At 41.7% G+C, this 22,132-nt stretch carries 17 protein-coding genes; 4 read left to right on the forward strand and 13 right to left on the reverse strand.

Features of this window, described 5'->3' with window-relative positions:
• Nucleotides 1-159 precede the first annotated feature (159 nt).
• Together MMU05_RS06570 and MMU05_RS06575 are read left to right on the forward strand one after the other, a co-directional pair.
• Nucleotides 160-633 (forward strand): copper resistance protein NlpE, encoded by a 474-nt coding sequence (locus MMU05_RS06570; RefSeq protein ID WP_241140881.1) that lies wholly within the window; start codon nucleotides 160-162, stop codon nucleotides 631-633.
• A gap of 37 nt (nucleotides 634-670) precedes the next feature.
• Complete coding sequence (locus MMU05_RS06575) at nucleotides 671-1,318, forward strand: hypothetical protein (RefSeq protein WP_241140882.1); 648 nt, start codon at nucleotides 671-673, stop codon at nucleotides 1,316-1,318.
• A gap of 319 nt (nucleotides 1,319-1,637) precedes the next feature.
• Here the strand turns inward: MMU05_RS06575 and MMU05_RS06580 are convergent, their stop codons facing one another.
• From MMU05_RS06580 to MMU05_RS06640, 13 genes are all read right to left on the reverse strand, one after another.
• Complete coding sequence (locus MMU05_RS06580) at nucleotides 1,638-2,372, reverse strand: DUF2490 domain-containing protein (RefSeq protein ID WP_241140883.1); 735 nt, start codon at nucleotides 2,370-2,372, stop codon at nucleotides 1,638-1,640.
• A gap of 175 nt (nucleotides 2,373-2,547) precedes the next feature.
• Nucleotides 2,548-3,318, reverse strand: a complete 771-nt coding sequence (locus tag MMU05_RS06585; protein WP_241140884.1) for a DUF2490 domain-containing protein — start codon at nucleotides 3,316-3,318, stop codon at nucleotides 2,548-2,550.
• A 94-nt stretch (nucleotides 3,319-3,412) separates the two neighbouring features.
• Nucleotides 3,413-4,867 (reverse strand): DUF1254 domain-containing protein, encoded by a 1,455-nt coding sequence (locus MMU05_RS06590; protein ID WP_241140885.1) that lies wholly within the window; start codon nucleotides 4,865-4,867, stop codon nucleotides 3,413-3,415.
• A gap of 26 nt (nucleotides 4,868-4,893) precedes the next feature.
• Complete coding sequence (locus MMU05_RS06595) at nucleotides 4,894-6,729, reverse strand: alkyl sulfatase dimerization domain-containing protein (RefSeq protein WP_241140886.1); 1,836 nt, start codon at nucleotides 6,727-6,729, stop codon at nucleotides 4,894-4,896.
• Nucleotides 6,730-6,986: 257 nt separating this feature from the next.
• Nucleotides 6,987-8,156, reverse strand: coding sequence for a helix-turn-helix domain-containing protein (locus tag MMU05_RS06600; RefSeq protein WP_241140887.1), 1,170 nt, complete (start codon nucleotides 8,154-8,156; stop codon nucleotides 6,987-6,989).
• 431 nt (nucleotides 8,157-8,587) lie between these two features.
• Nucleotides 8,588-10,084, reverse strand: a complete 1,497-nt coding sequence (locus MMU05_RS06605; protein WP_241140888.1) for a DUF1254 domain-containing protein — start codon at nucleotides 10,082-10,084, stop codon at nucleotides 8,588-8,590.
• Nucleotides 10,085-10,112: 28 nt separating this feature from the next.
• Nucleotides 10,113-11,942, reverse strand: coding sequence for an alkyl sulfatase dimerization domain-containing protein (locus MMU05_RS06610; RefSeq protein WP_241140889.1), 1,830 nt, complete (start codon nucleotides 11,940-11,942; stop codon nucleotides 10,113-10,115).
• Between the two features lie 228 nt (nucleotides 11,943-12,170).
• Entirely contained in the window at nucleotides 12,171-13,340 is a 1,170-nt protein-coding gene (locus MMU05_RS06615; RefSeq protein ID WP_241140890.1) for a helix-turn-helix domain-containing protein, read from the reverse strand.
• Nucleotides 13,341-13,509: 169 nt separating this feature from the next.
• A complete protein-coding gene (locus MMU05_RS06620; protein WP_241140891.1) occupies nucleotides 13,510-14,397 on the reverse strand; it encodes a DUF2490 domain-containing protein in 888 nt (295 codons plus the stop codon).
• 57 nt (nucleotides 14,398-14,454) lie between these two features.
• Entirely contained in the window at nucleotides 14,455-15,690 is a 1,236-nt protein-coding gene (locus MMU05_RS06625) for a BamA/TamA family outer membrane protein (protein WP_241140892.1), read from the reverse strand.
• 207 nt (nucleotides 15,691-15,897) lie between these two features.
• Nucleotides 15,898-18,003, reverse strand: a complete 2,106-nt coding sequence (locus tag MMU05_RS06630; protein WP_241140893.1) for an alkyl/aryl-sulfatase — start codon at nucleotides 18,001-18,003, stop codon at nucleotides 15,898-15,900.
• A 122-nt stretch (nucleotides 18,004-18,125) separates the two neighbouring features.
• Nucleotides 18,126-19,280 (reverse strand): helix-turn-helix domain-containing protein, encoded by a 1,155-nt coding sequence (locus MMU05_RS06635; RefSeq protein WP_241140894.1) that lies wholly within the window; start codon nucleotides 19,278-19,280, stop codon nucleotides 18,126-18,128.
• A 233-nt stretch (nucleotides 19,281-19,513) separates the two neighbouring features.
• Entirely contained in the window at nucleotides 19,514-20,677 is a 1,164-nt protein-coding gene (locus tag MMU05_RS06640) for a helix-turn-helix domain-containing protein (RefSeq protein ID WP_241140895.1), read from the reverse strand.
• 193 nt (nucleotides 20,678-20,870) lie between these two features.
• On the opposite strand from MMU05_RS06640, the gene MMU05_RS06645 reads away from it, so the two are divergent.
• Together MMU05_RS06645 and MMU05_RS06650 are read left to right on the forward strand one after the other, a co-directional pair.
• Complete coding sequence (locus tag MMU05_RS06645; RefSeq protein WP_241140896.1) at nucleotides 20,871-21,509, forward strand: DUF4136 domain-containing protein; 639 nt, start codon at nucleotides 20,871-20,873, stop codon at nucleotides 21,507-21,509.
• 4 nt (nucleotides 21,510-21,513) lie between these two features.
• Nucleotides 21,514-22,116: a hypothetical protein gene (locus MMU05_RS06650; protein WP_241140897.1), complete on the forward strand. Its 603-nt coding sequence runs from the start codon at nucleotides 21,514-21,516 to the stop codon at nucleotides 22,114-22,116.
• The last annotated feature ends 16 nt before the right edge of the window (nucleotides 22,117-22,132 follow it).

A 22,132-nucleotide genomic window follows, 5' to 3' on the forward strand; every position in this document is an offset into this window, starting at 1 on the left:
AAGTTAATCAAAACAAAAGTCAATCAAAATTTTCATTTCCATCCTGAGGCAAACTAATCTGCCCTGTTTTGTTAAAAATTGTAAGAAAACAATAAACTATAATTGTCCCATTCTCAATTTGATTGTATCTTGCAAAGGCATTTATTTATCAAAAACTTAATGAAAATCAAACCTGTAGGAATTTTATTTGTTGCGCTCTTTTATATTTCCATTTGTTTTTCAGGTTGTGAGAAAAATGCAAAACAGGATGAATTGATCGTGGACGATGCCATGTTCGAATCTGAAGAACCAACCCAAATCGATGGACATAACGCCAGTAATTCTCTAGATTTTTTGGGAATCTACAAAGGAGTTTTGCCTTGTGCGGATTGTGAAGGAATTGAAACAACTATAGAACTTGGATCTGGAAATTCCTACTTAAAGAAATCCACTTATTTGGGCAAAGAAAATCAAAGTGTCATAGAATCATCCGGAGTATTCACTTGGAACGAAGCCGGCAACACCATAACCCTTCAAGATGAAGAAGTTCCAAACCAATATTTTGTCGGAGAGAATGTCCTTTTCCATCTTGATTTGGAAGGAAATAGAATCACCGGTGATCTTGAAAAAAATTATCAATTAGTCAAACAATAAAAAATACAATCCATTTTCTCCCAACAAAACATCAATTATGAAAAAAGTTTTAGTATTTGCATTCCTAATCTTGGCTTCTGCCTGCTCTCCGGCTACAAAAATAACAAGGTCCTGGACAAGTCCTGATAAATATCAAGGCGGATACAGTAATCTATACGTTGCAGCTATCATCGGTGATGTGACCAAAAGACAGACAATAGAGGACGACGTAAGGTCAAAATTATCCAAATTGGGTATCAGATCCACCACGAGCAGTGCGACCATCCGTCCAAATTTTTGGATGAGTACTGACTTGGATAAAAATGCGATGATGAATGTGGTTAACCAAAACGGACAGGACGGCATCATGACCATGACATTGATTGATGTACAGGATGAGCAGCGTTATATTCCGGGTGCCATGATGATGGGCGGTCCGATGATGATGGGCCCAGGATGGGGAATGGGCGGAAATTTCGGCGGATTCTGGGGAATGAACCACGGAATGATGATGACTCCGGGCCATATTGTGAATGACAGAAGGTATTTTATCGAAATCAACGTGTACGATGTCAAGTCGGAACTCTTGGTTTGGTCAGCCCAATCCAAGACCCTGAATCCAACATCCATGGAAAAATTCTCCTCCGAATTTGCCCAAGTGGTATTGGAAAGGATGCTAGAAGAAGGAGTAATCAGGAAACAATAAGAATAATTTAAATCGTCCACGGACGACAGACCACGGTCGACAGCACCTCTTGTTAATGTTTGTTGTCTTTGTACGTGAAGGCCCTAAATAAAAATTGAATTAAAATCCCGGTCAAGGCTTAGAATCCTCGGCCGGGATTTTTCTATTCTGTGTTTCCGCTTTCTTACCAAAAGCATATAAAAAAACTTGGATTTAAGTACAATGGCCGCGGCTTTGTCTCGTCGGACAGGTATGGACTGTGGTCTATGGACAGATTATATATCCGCTGCCATTTACGCTCCGTTTTTGACCTATTGGCAAATAAGCGGATAATCATTTTTTACATTTTATCTGCCGGAAATTCCTTCAAGGAATGCTTTTTAAAGTTTTTGAAATTGTAATTCCAATTAATCCATAGGACAAAGCCATGGTTTATTCTAAGGTTTCCAAAATTTGGTGTCCCAAACCTGACGTGATACCCAGGTGAGAAGGTGACCGCTTTTTTCTGAAAGCCAAACAAAAAGAAAACCCTGTGTTCAAAAGGTAATGGATTAGGGCCGGGTCCGGTAGTTATCAATGATTCATTGAACAGGGTATTCGAAAAATTAAAATGACGACTCAATCTATCTCCCCAATTATACCTCAAACTCATATTGAATCTGTAACGGTAATTAAGAGAAAAACCATCCGTCAATTCTGTCAGGCTATAGTTTTGTCTGAATCTCAAATCATACCTGAATCTAAAACTGGCACTCAAAGGTCCTTTGCCGGGTAACCGGTAAACTGCCTGACCCCAAGGCCTGTGTTCGGGTCTGATCAGTTTCCCCTCAGAAAATGGAGTAGTCAATCCGAGGTATCCATAACCTGCTGTCAATGTCACTTTTTTGTCGATGGTATGGTATGTAATTCCTGACCTATAAATCACAAAAAGTTGGGGAACATGGTGGACATCCAACCACAAAGACCATCTTGGGGAGATCTGCCCTGAAGTCATCAATCCCCACCAAGATTCGGTATCCACTTCTTTCTGAGCCAAAACAGGTCGTCCAAAAAATGTAAAAAGGATTATTGTCAAAATTTTAATTTTCATCGAATAAAATCAATGTAAGGTTTAGCTATACAATTATAATTCTTGTCTTCGGACTGAAATACCCGGTACACCTGTCTTCCGACTTCGTCCCGATAGCTATCGGGATCCGTCCTAACTGAAGAAAAAGGTATGGTTATTGGCAAAGAAGAGTATATCTAATTTAATTGACATGGTCCTCGGGGAATTCTACAAATTCAGTGGTTTTTTTCTTAAAGGTATTCAGATTTATGGTCATCCAAAATACCATGCCGTGGTTGAGTCGGGCCCTTTCGGGACTGATATTGATATACCTTACAATATATCCTACCGAATAGGTAATTGGTCCCTTTGAAAGCCCCATGAGCAAGTGGGTTCGGTGTTCATGCCTGACCCCATTGGGTCCAGAACCGGTTCTAAACAAGGCTTCATTCAGTAAACTGGTGCTCAAAACAGTGTTTGAACTGAGGACATTTCCCCAACGGTACCGCAATGCATTGTTGAATCTCCACCGGTGATTGAAAGAAAACCCCTCTGCCAACTGCCCTGATTCAAGATTTTGAATAAATCGGGCATCATATCGGAACCTGAAACTCGTGCTTAACTTTTTTGTAGATGGAACCCTAAAGGTGGTTTGCATCCAAGGCCGATGTTCTGTTCGGATCAGTCTCCCTTCCGAAAGAGGCGTGGTAAGCCGTAACCAACTGTACCCAGCCGTCGTGACAAGATTGTCCCGTTTGTTATGGTAAGTCAACCCTGTCCGGTAAATAAAAAAAGTCTCATCCACAAAATGGGCATCATTCCAAACTGACCATTTTTCAGAAACCCTCACGGAGGTCATCACTCCCCACCAAGTCTCATAATTATATTGAAATTGCTGCTGGGCTCTCGATTTGATCGAATAGGATAGAAAGGTAAAAATGAATAGAAAAACTACTTTTTTATAAAAACCCATGTCCACAAAAATACAAAAAACCTCAACCCAAAATGGAAAGTACCATACAAGGTTGAGGTTTTTTATTGAGAATCAAGAATATATTGGCAATAGATTACTGCACCCGAACCAATGGAGCTTGTTTCCAAGTACCGTCAAGCGCTTCCGGCTTAGGCCAATAAAGTCGGTTAAACAGCAAGAAGGCCCCTTTTGGCGCAGGAAGCCAATTGGATTCCTTGTCCTTTCCGGGTGAATCATGCTGAATATATAACGTTAGACCACCATCCTCATCCATTTTGAATTGCGACAGCATGGTCGAGTTCAACAGGTAGCGATTGATTGGATTGTGAACCAATAGGCTGGCTGGAGAATCGTACATAGTAAGCGACCAGAAAGAGTTAACAGGGGGCATCTGACCCTTCTCAAAACGCAAATTGTACCGATAAGAGCCATCCAGCTTTTGGCCGTCACTGTCCGTGAAGTAAGGCAGATAGATCGCTTCTTCCTTCGAAAGTCCATAGATCCCGATCACCGCTGCACCCATCCGGTAGAGGTAATTGTTCTGGAGATGCTCACGGGTGCCAAGTGCATCACCGGACGTCATCTCACCTCTGTTGAACCGATCTCTTAACCCCTGGAAATCAGACCAGGCATCGGTGATGCCAGCCTCAATCGCCTCTTTCAATTCAGGTGATAGTTTCTCTGCATCAAAAATTTTACCTGCACCGATACCGATCTTTTCAAATCGCTCCATTAAAGCCACTTCTGATGGATGGGTTGGGCAGAACTGTAGGTAAAAGTTCAACAGTGAAAAGAAATCGAGAGATGTTCTCTGTGAGTCAGGCGTAAGCGGTTGGGGAAAGTCTATGGCCGGAGCGGCTTTAGGAGCCGGATTTTTAAGAAATGATGATAAGGGCTGAGCAATATACTGGTCCTGAATCTTCTTGACGTTTTCGAGGTCGTCCGGATTGAAGAGTTGTGTCCGAAACTGGGCGGAGGCGATTTCGGTCTCACAACGTATCACGCGTGTAATTCCTTCAGGTTTTTCACCTTGCCAGTTGGGTCCGGCAACAAGAAAACTGCCTCCATTGTTACCGTCCGTTCGACTCCCCGGAATATCGAAATTGTGTGTATATAGGTCAATCAACTGCAAGCTCCAGTAACGCTCAGGAGCGATAGGTGGTACAGTAAACACGATAGGTTCTGCCCGCAGATCCAAGCCGATCCAAGAGTACGGGGTGTCAGAATTGGGGGTCTGGATCGCTCTGTCATCAGGTGTGAATACCCGAGGAATATTGACAAGCGTGTTGTAAGGCCCTTTATAGTTCGCATGGCCTTTATCAACGAAATAGGTGTACTGTACACGCATATTGTCCACAAGCGGGAAGCCGTAAAGGTAAGCCTCTTTGGCGATGGCCCGGGCTTCTTCGGGTGTAACTTCAGTTTTCGGACTTTGGCAGCCAATGGCAAAAGCAATAATGACTAAGCCAAGCAACAATTTATTTTTCATCGTTTCTAATTTTAAATGATAATTGCATTTAAGGAAATCTAGCAATGATCTTTGATGCATATATATATGTTTTTTTTAATCGGAGCTTAAAATTGGTCCTCCGCATTAGTCAAAGGAATGGTGTAATTTTTAGCAGGATCAAACTTGTCAAACAAATCCATTACGAACTTCAAATCTTCCATACTTCCTTTGGTCATTTTAACCCCGCCGCTTTTGGCAGCTTCATCCAAGGTGGTAGCGTTGAGATAAAGATCAGCCCATGTTTTGGTATCCACTATGCAACTAATATCCGCCGGCCTGTAATGGTTGGCAGGATTGGGAACAAATTCAGCTATGCCCCTGCGTACATGCAGGCCCGCCGTGGTACCATTAGAGAAATTGAATACCAACATCTTCTCGGTATTTTCTGATTTTTTTGGATCAATCCGCACCCGGAACATGTCCACAAAAAAAGTGGGTTTGGCAGCAATGATATCCGGCTTAGGTGGCACTACCCTAGGAATCTGCACTTCTCCTTCGAGTGCACGCGCTTCACTTAAGAAAAAGGAACGGCCTATTACACTCAAGGAAGTTTGGCCCATTGCCCTGTATACATCGGCCAATAATTTTCTGGCTTCGGTGTCTTTAGCGTCAATGGTAAACAGGTAATTTCCAAGTTGAGCTGCCCAAGCAAATTCACGTTTGGCAAATGAAGCCTTGGCTGCCTGCAATACTTTTTTTCTTCCTCCCATCAATGCGACTGTCCTTTGAGCTTCTTCTACCGGAGGCAGTTTATGAAGGGTAGAGAGGTTTCTGTCAAACCAACCCATTTGGTGGTAAAAAGCTGCCGGCGTAAACCAAGGAACTTCCCCGTAAGCCTGTGCATTGTTGGGAAAAGCAGCTAGGTGTTTGGGCTGATAGACAAAATACCTCAATTCATCAGGACCTAAACCATGCAAAATTCCTCTGAGGGATTGGTCATAAACCAAGGTCACCATGTCCATGTAATTTGAAATGGCATCAAATACCTCTTTGCTACCCTGAACGGTTTTGGCGTGGGTATTCATCATCACTTCAGGTTTCAAGTCCCTGATTACCTGAAGTCCGTTTCTCCATTCCCTAGGATCTCTGTAAGAAGCGCCTCTGATACTGTAAAGGTTGGGGGTTCCCGGCCAATAGAAGTTATTCATGACTACTTTTTGCTCTGGTAACCATACGGTAAGGTTAAAATCGTCAGACCTATATTCTGTAAAAAATTGAAAGGCTATTCCGCCAATATCTACTATTTCACCATCATCAACTATTTTATTGGCAGGCAAATATGCATTTTCCTTGATGCGGTACCTTTGACCAAGAAGGCCATCAGCACCTGTATCAGGAAGAAAATTACTGAATTGGATCAACTGCCTTGCTGTCAAAACCGGTCCCAATTCAGGAATCTGTGCAATGGCACCTCCCGACATAAAATTATTTTGAACTGTTTCGTTAAGTCTTTTGTGACCAACAATGATGGCTGTTTTCGGATCATCTACCATCACGCCTGTGCCCATGCAGTAGTGCGAGTGGGTATAAATGGCTGCAATGATAGGTTTTTTACTGATGTTTTCCCGGATTACTTCTCTCAGTTTAATTCCCTCTTCTTTAGAATCACCCGTATCAATAACAATTAAACCCTCATCAGATTCAATCACTACCACATTGGTAATGGAATACCCGCCTATCACCCAAATCCCATCGGCAGTCTTTTCAACGGTCGGCTGTGGGTAAATCAATTGCAGTGTTTGAGCAAAACCGGCATCGGCCACCGCTCCATTGGGAGCTGTTATTGTCTTCACATCTTCCCTACCCATGTACCTACCGGGGTAATTGAGGGTTGATTGCGCCTGTAACTGGGTTAGTTGGAAGGCGGCCACTATCAATACTAAAAGAATCTGTTTTTTCATGGTGTATTTTGGAATGTAAATCTATGTTTAACTGCTATTACCATTTACTGGGCAGAAAAGTATGGAATGGTGAATTGACCCAATCTAACATGAGGTTTCATGATGGCTACAACTCAAAAATAAGTCAAGGCATCTTGTAAGGCTAAATGTGCTGGCATGTATTCAATCAAGAATGGCGAATACTAACGACTTGGTATATAAAAAAAAAAATCGGCTGATTTATTTCCCGAGCGTGGCCGTGGGCTGATTATTGAACTCTAGGACTTGTGAAAATTTTCCCTGTATTCAGATGGGGAGGTCCCAAGAAATTTTTTGAAAGCATTGGTAAATGAATTGCGGTTATTAAACCCACATTCATGGGCAACCGCCTCAATGGTAAAATTTGACCATTCACCTTTTTCCAATTTTTGCACGCAATATTGGACGCGATTCTTATTTATAAAATCTATAAAACTCAGGTCTTGAAATGTATTCAGACTTTTTGAAATCTGATAGACGGGAATATGGATTTCCTTCGAAAAATCATTGATGGTGTACCCTGGTTTCAAAAATAGCCTATTGTCAGCCATATGTGTTTCTATCGACCGCATGACTTCCTCTAATCTTTTTTCATCTTCATCAGATATAGGAGTCTTCTTAAGGGCTTTGGTAAACTTTGATATCCTATCTCCACCCTCAAAAGGCTTCCCATAGAGCAAGGAAGGAAAAAAGAAAAGGAAAAGACTTGAAAGCATCACCCATCCCACAGAAAAAGAGTTGGTGATGAAGTAAGTAGTCGATTTATCCAACCAAAAAACAGTAAGGAAAAAAGGGAACCATAAAAAAAATTGGCAACCTAGAAACAGGATCATCCAATTTTTCCAAACCTTGTTTTCAGGAGTCAATAAAGAGTGACTTTTGACCCATCTAAACAGAATAACAACTTGGGCAACCCAATAACCGCTAAATAGTACTGTTCTGAATTCCGTGTGAAAACCCGGACCAATAAACCTTCCTTGGCTAAATTTCCCCAAGAGGTCCAAATCATTAATCTCCTGTAGGATCAATTCTGTCTTTTGAGCTGAAGAAAGAGACAATGTGTCCCAATAATCCACCAGATAAATCAATAACGGAATTAAATGCAACAAATCATACCACCTCCATAGCCGTTTTTGGGTGTAGAAAACAGTGTATAAATAAGGCATTGGAATAAAAATCAGCACAAAAACATTTCCCAACCTGTACAAAAATGGCCAATGGACAATCAATTGGGAAACGATGGAGAAACTCACAAAAATTCCCAGAGAAATGCTTAGCTGCCCAATACCCAAGGGTTGATTGACAGGATTGGTCTTGAATCCGAAATAAAGAATAACCGCAGAAGATACCACTCCCACTATGACAGCGGCCAAATGAGCAAAGGTGATAGCATCAAAACTTATTTCCATTTTTAAAAGTTAAAACCTTTACTGTCGCCACATTTCACACATTACAAATAAAGGAATTTTGGGGAATTATTTGGCGGTGAATATAAAAAGTACCTACGAAAATTATTTCAGGGGATAATGCCCGTATGCTTTAATCCAATCATTCAAAACAAAGACTCCCTCCTGCCCTTGGTAAAAACCAACGTCCATAATATTGAATATTTGTCCTTAGTTATTATTGGGATCAAGAAATTATTTCAGGGATTGGGCTAAAAAGAAAAAGGACTATTGCCGAAATAGAATTCCTGCAATAATCCCTTACGAATTTAAACTTAACTTACTATAATCGGAACTCAGAATTGATCCCCCATATCGGTTATCGGAATCACGTAGTCTCCAGCTATATCAGAATTGTCAAACCAATCCGATACTCCCTTCAAATCATCCACACTTTATTGCACCATTTCAATATCCGGCATTGTGAAACTTTTTTGCCAAAATGGAGTATCGGGGCCGTAAAGTCGTAGCCATATGACGGGCTTCTTGTTCATGGTCGGTATCCAGTTGGATTCCAGTCCGTCGGGAGCCTTTGGTCCCATATAGATATCTATACTCCCGTCGTCGTTCACCTTAAGTTTGTCCCTATCGAATAACCCCAATCCGGATCGATCCTGCGGGTTCATGATGAAGGCCCATGTGGCGTTGTCGTACACGGTGATCGACCAGAACTGTTTGGCCGGGGTGTCCTTGGGAATCCGGATGCGGTAGAGTTTGCCCGCTTCCACAGCATTTCCATTTTTGTCAGCAATCGCCGACAGGTAGACCACTCCGGCATTTTCATCCTGGATCGGAGGCAGAAAAATAGCGGGGAACCATATCGCGGCACGTTTGTCGATGTCAACTGACCTGTCGGTGACAAACGAGAACCCGCGGTTTTCGTCCGGCACCAGTACCATGGCCCAATGCCGGTCAGGCCACCAAAGACTTGCTTCCAAGCCTTTTCTGGTCACTTCCTGCATGTAGTGGTAAGCATCAACCACTCCCCGCTCCATGGCCGCTTTGATCTTTGGTGACGGATTGAAAGGCTTACCCTTCTCGATGCCGATCGCCGCCAACATGCCGATCATCACCTTATCCCGGGGATCTACAGGTTCCACATTGATAAGGTCATGAATGTCCTCTATGGCTCGGAAGTCATAGTAAGGGAGCGTATTGATGGTGAGGGGAAGACCATCCACGAATTGTGTGGCCTTTGGGTTGGCAGCTTCCGAAAGAGGATACATCTTCATGGTTTGCGTGTAGGCATAAGCATCGGCTTGGGTGGCACCTTTGCCTGCGACAGAGCGGAATGCCAATGCAAGCCGATAACTTGTGGAGCGGATCGGGAAGTAACCTGCCGGGATTGGATCCTGGTAACCGGGTGGGAGGAAAAGGTACTTGCCACCGGCGCCCTTATCCGGTCCTGTGGGACCGACGGCGGCAATAGTGACCTGCCATGCATCAACAACCTGCCCATAAAGGCTAGCCTTGTCCGTGGCTGCGGGGATTTCGACGACCATCGGACCGCTTGTCAGATTGGTGAACGCAGCAATATAAGGGGTTACTGTGTTGGCAGTGATGACTTCATGCCGCGGTTTCAGCGTCCCTGAAAAGGCAATAACCACATTGTCCTTGACGCCTGGAAGTTCATACAATCCTTCGCGAAAACGGGTGATGGCCGAAGCGGGCATCGCCCAGACCACCGCCTCGAACGCCCTATGGTAAGCCACCTGTTCTTCTAGATCGGGAACAGACTGTTTGGCACCATTCAACGGTTGTCCGGCCTGTTGTTGGCCAGTCGGTAGGTCGGTAGGTTGATCTGTTGTTTGGGGTGCTGATTTTTCTGTCGGGCTTTGGCAGCTTAATGCCAAGAATAGTAAACCCAAGCAAAGCAATAACTTGTTTTTCATGTTAGGCATTGTTTTAAGTATGATCAATTCAAAAATCTGAATCAGTTATCGGAATCGTGTAGTTCTTAACTGGATCAAACTTGTCAAACAAATCTATCACAGCCTTCAAATCTTCCACGCTTCCTTTGGTCATTTTAACCCCGCCACTTTTTGAAGCTTCTTCCACAGTGGTAGAATTGAGGTAAAGTTCGGCCCAAGTGTTTACCTCTACGATAGCAGTAATATCTGCAGGCCTATAATGACTGGCCGGATTGGGAACAAATTCTGCAATGCCTTTGCGCACATGCAAGCCAGCCGTGGTTCCGTTTGAGAAATTGAACACCAACATCTTCTCGGTGTTTTCTGATTTCCTCGGGTCAATCCTTACCCGGAACATGTCCACAAAAAAGGTGGGTTTGCCTGCAATATTTTCAGGCTTCGGGGGAACTACCCTAGGAAGCTGTTCTTTGCCTTCGAGTGCCCTCGCTTCACTTAAAAAGAATGTCCTGCCGATCATGCTCAGAGATGATTGGCCCATTGTCCTGTACACATCGGCCAATAGTTTTCTGGTTTCGGCATCTTTGGGATCTATGGTAAATAGGTAATTCCCAAGTTGTGCTGCCCAGGCCAGTTCACGTTTGCCAAATGAAGTCTTTGCCGCCTGCAACACCTTCTTTCTTCCTCCCATCAATGCGACAGTGCGTTGAGCTTCTTCTACCGGGGGCAGTTTTTGGAGGGTAGAAACATCTCTATCAAACCAACCCATTTGGTGGTAAAATGCAGCAGGGGTAAACCAGGGCACTTCACCATAAGCCTGTGCATTGTTGGGGAAATCAGCAAGGTGTTTGGGCAAGTACACAAAGTAACGCAACTCATCAGGTCCCAGGCCATGTAAGACCCCTCTTAGGGATTGGTCATAAACCAAGGTGACCATATCCATATAATGAGAGATAGCTTCAAAAACTTCTTTGGCGCCTGATACTGTCCTTGCATGGGTGTTCACCATTTTTTCCGGTTTCAGATCCCTCATCACCTGAAGTCCATCTCTCCATTCCGTCGGATCTCTGTAAGAAGCGCCACGGATACTGTACAGATTGGGGATACCCGGCCAATAGAAATTATTGATAACCACTTTTTGCTTGGGTAACCAAATGGTGAGGTTATAGTCGTCAGATTTGTATTCTGTAAAAAATTGAAAATCCATGCCACCAATTTTAACAATCTCTTCATTTTCAACCACTTTATTAGCAGGTAAGTAAGCGTTTTTCTTGTCGCGGATCCTGCCACCAAGCAAACCATCCTCACCAGTATCGGGAAGGAAATTGTTGAATTGAATCGCCTTTCTTGCACTCAAAACCGGTCCCAATTCGGGTATTGCTGCTATAGCCCCTCCTGCATTCAAGGCCGTCTGAACCGTTTCGTTCAATTTTTTATGCCCGATGATGATCGCTGTCTTTGGGTCATCTACCAACGCACCTGTTCCCAAACAGTAGTGAGAGTGGGTATAAATGGCAGCAATGATGGGTTTTTTGCTGATGTTTTCCCGGATGACTTCCCTGATTTTTTTTCCTTCTTCTTCCGAGTCACCTGTATCAATAACAATTAATCCCTCATCCGTTTCAATCACCACAAAGTTGGCTATAGAATATCCGCCGATCACCCATATACCTTCGGCAGTCTTTTCAATGGTCGGTTGGGGGTATATCAATTGCAATATCTTGGCAAACCCAACATCCGCCACCGCGCCATTGGGTGCTGTAAATAGCTTCACTTCCTCCCGGCCCATATAGCGGCCTGGATAGTTGAGAGTTGATTGCGCCTGTGATACGGTAAGTTGGCAGGCGGCCACTATCCATACTAAAAGAAGGTTTTTTTTCATGGTATGTTTTTTAGCTATAATTATGATTTGTTTTATTGATTATGGATTGAAAAAATTTTAGCCGGTGAATTGAACTCATTAAACAGAATGTTTAATGATGAGCCCAACTCAAAAATACGTCAAGACATCTCAAAAGGCTAAATGTCATGGCATCAATTCAATTAATTAAGGCGAATACCAAGGACTTGATCTTAAAAAATATCAGCTGAGTTTTTCCATTATTGAAACCTACGACTTATGAAAAGTTTCCCTGTATTCAGATGGGGAGGTTCCGAGGAATTTTTTGAAAGCATTGGTGAATGAATTGCGGTTGCTAAATCCGCATTCGGTGGCGATAGCTTCCACTTTGTAATTGGACCATTCCCCATCGTCAAATTTTTTAATGCAATATTGAACACGCTTTTGGTTGACATATTCCACAAATCCCAAACCCTTGAAAGTATTCAGGCATTTTGAAATCAGATAGACAGGAATATGGATATCCCTCGAAAAATCATTGATGGTGTACCCGGTCTTCAAAAATAACCTACTCTCATCCATATGTGTTTCCATCGACTGCATGACTTCCTCTAATTTTTTTCCCTCCTCCTCAGATATAGGGGTTTTCTTAAGCACTTTGGTCAACTTAGAAATGCCTTCCCCACCATCCATAGGCTTCCCATATAGCAGGGAAGGAAAAAAGAAAAGAGATAGACTTGACAGCAATAGCCATATTACTGAAAAGGAATCGATGATTTGGTAATTGGTCAAATCATCCAACCAAAAAAGAGAAAGGTAAAAAGGGAACCATAAGAAAAATTGGCACCCCAGAAACACCAACATCCAATTGCGCCAAACCTTGTTTTGTAAAGTTATTGAGGATTGGCTTCGGACCCATTTTACAAAAAGGATTACTTGTGCTACCCAATAGGCACTAAACAAAACCGTGCGGAATATATGGTGAAAACCCGGACCGATAAATTTGCCCTGGTTAAATTTTGCCATGGCATCAAGGTCATTGATTTCCTGTTGGATGAGGAGTAGTTTTTGCGCCGAAGACATGGACAAAACATCCCAATAATCAACCATGTAAATCAATAATGGGAGCGCATGCAACAAGTCGTACCAACACCACTGCCGTTTCCTTATATAGAATATCGTATATAAATAGGGCATTGGGATAAAAATCAGGGCGAATATCTGACCCGTTCTATACAAAAAAGGCCAATGGACAATTAATTGGGAAACCAGGGAAAAACTGACAAAAAGACCCAAGGAAATACTCAACTGACCAAGGCCCAAAGGCTGGTTGGCGGGAAAAGTTTTGAAACCAAAAAAAAGGATAACAGCAGAGGACACAATACCTAATACTATCGCCACCAAATGAACCAGGGATATAAAATCAAAACTTATTTCCATTCGATTGAGAATTCCCTGCTTAAATTATCCAGATGAATAACTTTTCAATTAATGAATATTCAACCAAATTAAAAAGCCATGTATATGAAAAAATGAAGGTCTTAATTGGACAGTAAAGCTACAAAAATAATTCACCAGTAATTTACAAGTAGGGAAATCAAAAAAACCGTCAATCAATTACTGGGATTTCCTCAATCTTAAAGGTCTTCCTTTTCCTGAAATCCAATTGGTGAAAAAGTGTGATCCTAAAGGAATTGATGGCTCGGGTTTCCTTGAGAAAGGGCTGCTGCTGTAAGATAAGTTGGTAAAGTACCGCCAAACTGACGGTTTTGGAAGGCGAAATCAATACTCCTGCCAATGTCCTGTTCTGGTCAAAAAGCATATACCCTATTTCCTCCTTGTTATGGATAAAGAACTCATTGGCGACTTGCCAACGAAAAGAAGTCTGTCTATCAGGTCTTCTCGCAATCGGTCCATCTAACTGGAAGAGATAGCGGTACCGGTTTGTCAGAAACACTTCGGTTTCATCCAAAGCCGCATCAGTAAACAACTGTCTCCACCGGTGTTCGATCCGGATGCGGTGGGTGAAATTGACTTTACCAGAAGAGTGGCTGTACTGAACCTGTTCATAAAGCCTGTTTTCATGCAGCCAGATACGTTCTTGTTGGGGCACAAAAGTTCCAAACCAAGCGTACCCTGCCGTAATCCTGAATCCTGTTTTGCTATGATAATTCATCCCCATCCTTGCCGCACTCAGACTTGAGTTGAAAGGAATGATCCCGTTGGTGCGGTGATTAAGGTCAAATCCGTAACTCCACCTGTCAGCAAATCTTCCGGTGTGGTTATAAGTGAACCAATATTGGGGTTTATTGGATTGGGCCTGAACCTGAAGCCCTACAAATAGAAAAATAAAAAAGGGGAAAAACATCCTCGTGGCTGTTTTTACATTGGAAATTTTCCTGTCAGGAACGTTCATTGTCCTTGCAGGATGATAGACCTGTGCAAACAAAGAAATCCAACAAAACTCCATGTACTTAGGCCTTGGTATGTTTTTCACCCTTTTTACTTAATCCAAACCAAATTTAAACCCACTATTTATTAACCACTAATTGTTTTAAAAGTATTCATTGAGATTGAGGAACAATCCTTGTGCGCCATTTGTACCAAAACCATAATCAAGACCTAGGTTGACCCTTTTCTTCTCATTGATCATAAATCTCAAGCCACCTCCATATCCAAAGACAAAGTTACCGGCCAGATTAATATTTTCAGTTCTGCTGCTTGCGGTAGAGGTATTCACGAATAGCACGCCTCCCCACTTATCCTTATCTCTTTGCAATGGAAACCTCCATTCAGTTTCAGCATACATGAGGTCCTCGCCTCTTATCCTTCCATGTGTGAATGGTCGTCCTGAACGGGCAAACATATCCCATCCGATGGCTGGCAATGCAAGGTAAGGTGAAGTGCCGCTTGTGACAAACCAACCGTATGTCCAAAAAGCCAATACATTACGGGCGCGGTTCTTATCCAGGTTGAGATAGGTTCTGTATTCCATCCACAATTGTGAAGCACTGACTGTACTTCCAAGAAACTCAGGAAAAAGCCTTAATGAAACAGCCGCTAATTGACCCTCATATGGGTTTACTACATTGTCCCGGCTGTCGAAGGTAGTGTTCAGTGAAAGGCCTGACTGTGAATACTTTTCGGTACTGATTCCTTTTAGGGTTTGATACCGGTAGTGGTGGGTAATTCTCTGTGGGTCGGCATCAAGGTCAAGCTGCTTGTCATCAATGTTCCAAAAGATGTCCAAATGATAACCGATCCCATAAAACAAATTGGTTTGCTTGTGCCTTTTTTGAACGGTCTGATACAACCTGAAATTATTAAATGCCATCTGTTCATTGGCGGGAATAGGTGGATAAGGATAATCGTTGACACCACCCCCCTCACCCACTATAGGGCTTCGAATCTCTGACCCAAGGCCATATGTAGGCTGTGAGTTGAGGTTAAATCTTATATCTGTCAATAAATTGAAGCCGTCGCCTTTTGTAAAAGCGTTGGATCGAAATGAGGTGAACAGCTGATTCAGCGTAGTATAATAAATACCAATCAGAGCGGTAGAGTTTCTTGTATCTTCCGGAGTTCCCATATTCCAATTCAGACCGGGCAATACGCCAAACAAAACCCCGACAGTGGGGTTGGTTGCTATTACAGGCAAAATCGTAATATCAACTTTCTTTTCTTTTTTTTCTACTTTTTCGGTAGCCTTCTCTTCTTCTTGACCAAATGTAACTAGAGGGCTAAAAAAAAGGAAACCAAATAACAATACAACAGTAAGGGATTTTTTCATTTTTGGCGGGAATATAATTTTGAACAATTAAATATAGGAGCAATAGCATTGGGAATTCAGGAATTATTGCACCTATTAAAGCAATCATTGCAAGAATTGAAGTGAAACTCTCCAATAGCTAATGATTTCCTAAAATGAATCACTGATTCATTTTAGGAAATCATTTTACTACCTAAGAAATATTCGGATCGTGCCGAAAATTAAAAATCAATCTTCAATAAAGGCCGGCGCATCAAATCCACCATCTGCTGTTGGGCTTTGGTACTTCTCCTTTTTTGTACCGGGAAGGATTTCAAATCTCGGGTCAAATTCATCCAACATGCCTACCAATTGGGCAAGGATCTGTGGATTGCCTTCTACTTTTGCCTTTCCTTCTTTCAATAGGTCTTCAAAACTTTTGACGCCCATCATTGCCATGTTTAGGTCTGACCTATTCAAGGTGAGAGTGAGGTCAGCATTTTTAGCGGTAAACCCTTTAAGGTTAGACAGTGTAGAGTTGCTAAGCTCTACTAAGAATTTTTCATTGTTGTCAGGAGTAATGATGTTCATCTTGAAGTTGATTCCCTCAGCCTTTTTACTGTTGAGTTTTACACCAAGAAAATCCAGCCAGGTTTCAGTGCTCATGGCACGGATAATATCCGGAGTTACAGATTTAGGCATTTCGCCTCCAGGGATACCGTTTCGAAGCTCATAAGCTCCAGCCAAGAAACTGTTCCTGACACTTGTACTTTCCTGTTGGTATCCTATCTGCTCATAACAATCAGCCAAAAGGTCTTTGGCTTCTTGGTTTTGCGGTTCTGCAAATACCAATTTGTTTAAAAGCTCCCCAGCATGCTTATACTTTCCTTCTTCGAAAAGTTCCTTTCCCTTTTCGATAATTGGTCCGGCACCGCCCATCATTTCTACAAATAACGGTGCAGATTCTCTTTCCGCCATCGGTATTAAAGTAAGTGGGTTGGCATCCCAATAGCCTAAATACCTGTTGATAATGGCCCGGCTGTTATGCTCCACAGAACCATGATAAGACCGAGCGGACCACTGCTTTTGTAAGCTGGCGGGCACTTCGTATACATTGTGAACTTCGTTGACTGTCACCCCTTGATTGGCCAGGTTCAAAACAGTATTGTGAATATGACCATAGGCATCACGCTGTGTACGTAGAACTTCCTGTACCCTTTCATTGCCCCATCTTGGCCAATGGTGTGAGGCAAACATGACGTCGGCTTCCTCTCCAAACATATAGAGTGACTCAGATATTTTTTTGGACCAAGTCAATGCATCCCGTACCAAAGCCCCCCTTAAGGTATATATATTGTGTATTGTGGCAGTAACGTTCTCAGCCATCCACAATGCTTTTTTCTCAGGGATGTAAGTATTCATTTCAACAGGTGCCTCAGTGTTGGGGGTATTATGGAAGATCATCCTTAGCCCGTCAACTACGAGTTCTTCGACAGGTTTGCTGATTGAAATAGTAGGAGCAATTAAGCCCAGCGTTCCGGAAGAAACATTCTTGGCCAAAGCTTGGTCTACGTGCCCATAAGGGCTTACAGGCAATAGCACTCCATATTGATAAAACAACCTTCTGTTCATGGCATTGCCTGCGATCACATTCTCAGATACTGCAAAGTTCATGAATCCTTCTGGAGCAATGATTTTTACTTTACCAGCAATAACATCTTCCTCATTGACCACTCCCCTTATACCTCCGAAATGGTCAGCATGGGTATGGGAATAAATTACCGCCCTGACAGGCCTTTCGCCCAACTGCTCATTGGCAAATTTTAAGGCTGCTGCCGATGTTTCTTTTGTAGTCAAGACATCAATTAGAATCCAACCTGTTTTTCCTTCAACCAAGGTCATATTGGACAAATCAAAACCCCGGACTTGGTAAATCCCATCTGAAACTTTATACAAACCATAACCCATATTAAGAGTTGCGATCCGCTGCAAGGATGGATGAATAGTCTGATGATCCTGCTCATTTAAAAGGAAATCATACCTGCCAATATCCCAAATAACCCTACCCTCGGCGTTTTTGATTTGTCTGAAGTCCGGCGCGGCAATAAAGCCTTTCTGAGCTTCTTCAAAATCTCTTTTATCTTCAAATGGCAAAGTCTTTTTCCAATTCTCCCAAATTGCCAAGGTGTGTTTGGATGGACCTTTCCCCTTTGGATCGAAGTGGTCGCTTACAGCCAAATCGGATCCTGAAGTTTCGGCATCTGTAGTTTCGGTACTCTGGTTATTACAACTGATTTGGCTAAATAAAATAACCGCTAAAAACGGAATCAGTAGGGTTTTATAAACTCGATTCATGCCCATAATTTTTTTATAAGTTTAAATTAAAATTAACTTTTAAAGTTACTCAGGCACTGAGAGTAAAAGAAGGTTAAACGGACTTAGGTGCCAATCTTTGTAAAAAATTGGCGAGATATATTCTATGTTTTTGTCTTCACCGATTTGATAAATGCCGAAGGAGAAACATTCTTGAACTTTTGAAAGGCCAAAGTAAATGAGTTCCTGTTGTTGAAACCTGAAATTTCTGCAAGCCCAAGTATAGAAAGGTGTTCAAACTTCCTTGATTGAATCAACTTACAGGATTCCTCGATTCTCTTTTGATTGATCAAATCTGAAAAATTTGTGTTGAGGTGGTGGTTGATATATAGCGTCAATAAATACACAGGAATATCAGTATCTGCTGCCAAGGAATGGATGGAGTAACCGTGTTGGAGAAATTTTTTATCCTTTGTCAGGACCAAATCAAGTTTTGATTCAATTTCTCTGGTCTTTTGTTCGGAAAGTGTTTCATTCCTTTCAGGTTTGCTTTTTATGGATTGCTCCTCGAATAGATTTTGGTCCATCCCATAAAGGATTTTTGGAGAAAAAAGAAGAGCAAAACCTGTTACAATTGTAAGTAGAACAACAGTCAGATGAACCAATAAATAATTCATAATCGGATCAACGGCCCAAAACAAAAGAAGAAAAGGAAAAAAAACCAAAAGTTCCAGTCCCAAAAATATCTTGATCCATATAAACCATTCTTTTGCAAAGCCTTTTGTATCCTGTTTTTTAGTATTGGTCCAAACAAGGATGGCCGAAAGAATCCAATAAAAAGCCAAAACCACTGATCTAAATGGTGTGTAAAAATCAAAATGAAAGAAACGGCTTTGGGAATAAGTTGTAAACAATACCGGATTGGAAATTTCTGATTGGATCAATAAGTATTTTTCATGGTTTGAAAGCATCAATACAGGCCAAAAATCAATCAAAATTACAAGTGCCGGTATCAAATGGATCAGGTCAATCCAATGGATACCCTTGCCTGTCAAGACCGTTCGGATGTAAATGAACATCAATGGCATGAAGAGGAATCCCACTAAATTGCCTGTCCGATACAAAAAGGGAAAATTCAAGAAATATCCCGAAGTCAGAAGCCAAACAATCAATGAAATATAGGTAAGAAACAAAAAGTTAATTCCTAACAGGATGTTGTGTCTGTTTTTTTTGAAACCAAAATAAATCAATATCAATCCTACCAAGGACCCAATAAACATCGTGAAAAGAAAAAATAAGTTTATTGCGGTGATTTCCATAAATTAAGTCAACGGTAGGGTAAAATGAAACTATAATAGCTTAAATCTGCACGAAACTATCGAAATTTTGTAAAATATGGCACAAAATTGACGGGTGTTTTTACTAAATTGAAATGACATAAATTAGGGTAAATAATCTCTTGAGTGAACCAATTTGGCGGAATTGGAAGGTCTTGAGGATAATAATTGTATTTCCAAAATCCTATCAGAAAGAAGTAGAACGGATTGGCTGGTTACTTGATTGAATTAACTTTGTAGTATGCAGAGGGAGACATATCTTTAAACTTCTTGAAAGCCAAAGAAAATGAATTGCGGTTGTTGAATCCACAAAGGGTGGCAAATCCCTCAATGGCCAAATGCGAGTATTTACCTGAAGCCATCAGCAGACAGCATTCTTCTATCCTTTTTTTATTGATCAGGTCTGTAAAACTGGAATCCAAAACCTTATTGATGTACATGGTAAGCAGGTAGGTCGGAACCCCTGTGTCCTCAGACAGGTCATGAATAGAATATCCGTGTTGCAGGTACCTTTTATTTTCTTCGAGCGCTGTTTTTATTTTATTCTCAATTTCAGTGGATTTTTCCACCGAAATGTTGTCCATGATTTCTGTTTTTGACTTTTGCTTCTTTTGGTGTTGGACAAATAGATCTTTGTCCAGACCATAAAGTATTTTTGGGAAAAACATGAGGGACATACCGGTAGTCAAATTGAGAACCACTATAGTAATATGTACCAAATGGAAGGCTGTTAAAGGATCGACAGTCCAGAAAAGCATGAAAAATGGAAAGAAAACCAAAAATTCCAAAACCAAAAAAACCTTTATCCAGGCAAACCACTCTTTTGCAAACCCATCCTTTTCAACTTTCTTGGTCCCTTGTCTCACCCAATACACCGAAAGAATCCAATAAATAGAAAGGACGAAGGATCTGAATGGCGTATAAAAGCCATCAGGAAAAAAACGCGATTGGTTGAATGAAGTAAACAATGCAGGATTGGATATTTCGGATCGGATTAGCGCCAATTTATCAGCATTGTCCAAAACCAGGACAGGCCAATAATCCACTAAAAAAACCAAAGGAATAATCAGGTGAAGCGCATCCTTCAATTGAAGCTTTTTGCCTGTCACTACCATCCGGATGTACAGGTACATCATGGGCATAAACAAAAGCCCGGTAAAATTGCCTGTCCGATACAACTGTGGAAAATACACAAAGTAAGAGGTAGTAATAAGCCAAATGATAAAAGAACTGTAGGTGAGAACCAAAAAATTAAAACCAAGAAGTATGTTTTGTCGGTTTTTTCGGAATCCAAAAAAAATCAAAACCAACCCTACCAAAAACCCGACAAACTGTGAAAATACATAGAAAAAATTTTTCCAATCGAGGGCTACTTCCATACTAAAATCATTTTATGGTTACTTCACTATGAAGTTGCAAATTATAAATTAAATTTCCAATACCTCTAATACTGCCAATATTCCTTAAATATTCTCACGAATGACCATCACAAATTCTGTTGTTTTGTATTTTCCAAAAAACTATTCATACATTTGATCCACTGTTTTTATTATATAAAATTCCAAACCAGTAATGAAGTTCAATTTCCCTTGCTTAGCTTTTGTCTTTGGGTTGATGGCATCTTTTGGATGCGCACCTGATCTTCCTGAAGATGTTACCACACTCGATGTCGTCTATACCAATTTCAACCCTGACTTTGATTTTGCCCAAGGGACTACTTTTGCCATCCCTGAAAATGTGGTAATCGTCACAGAGACCCCTATACAGCCGGGTCAGCAGCCTCCTTTCATAGATTTTGTAGCCGGCAGAAGTATTCTTGGAGCTATCCGTGCAAACATGTTGGCGAGAGGATTTACCCAAGTCAACCAATTCGCCAATCCTGATTACATTTTGCTTCCTACTGTACCGGAAAGCAATTCCCTTATTTTTAATTACAATTGGTGGTTTTGGGATTGGTGGATACCTAATCTTGGAGCTGGCCTTGGATGGATTTATCCCGGCTACCAGCCTGCTGTGGTCAGCTCTGTATCTACAGGGTCATTGCTGATCCAATTGGTCAACATGAAGTCGGTAAACGCTTCCAATCAACTAGAAGTAGATTGGGTAGTCATTGTCAACGGGGCATTGACAGGGTCACAGACAAGCAATACAGAACGGGCAGTGGCAGGTATCAATCAGGCATTTATCCAATCTCCCTACATCCAAAAGTGATTTTATGAAACCTTATATATACCTTTTATCAGTATTGTTTTGCCTGTCCTCGCTACCTGTTTTTGGCCAAGGAACGATGATTCAACTTAATTTTGCTCCTGCTTTGCCTTTGGGCGGAACAGCGGATTTCACTCAGAATTTTACAGGCCGTGGAGCCAATTTTGAATTCTATAGAATGAATGAAAATAATTTTGGATACGGTGTGGAATTCGGAACAATGAATTTCTACGAGGAAGTCCCCGGTCAGACTTTTGAGCAAGGCACTGCCTCATTGTCCGGAATTCAATACCGCTACCTTAAAGTAACCCCGATTATGGCTTCTGCCATCTATATCTTCAACGCCGATAAACCTTTTAAACCATTCATAGCTATGGGTGCCGGTCTTGGCATCAATACGCAGACAGTAAGTATGGGTATATTTGTGGAAAAAACCGAAGCTAGACAATTTATCATCCGGCCTGAAATAGGCGCTATCTACCAGCTGAGTGATTATGTCGGCATCAAATTGTCTTCAAAATATTATCAGACCTTCGAAAACGCCGACATGCGGGCACATTCGATGATGGGATTTAACCTTGGTTTTGTAATGCTAAATTTTAACAAATAATAAATACAACCTAACC

Origin of the sequence: Cognataquiflexum rubidum (genome assembly GCF_022538115.1) — a bacterium.
Lineage (GTDB): Bacteria > Bacteroidota > Bacteroidia > Cytophagales > Cyclobacteriaceae > Cognataquiflexum > Cognataquiflexum rubidum.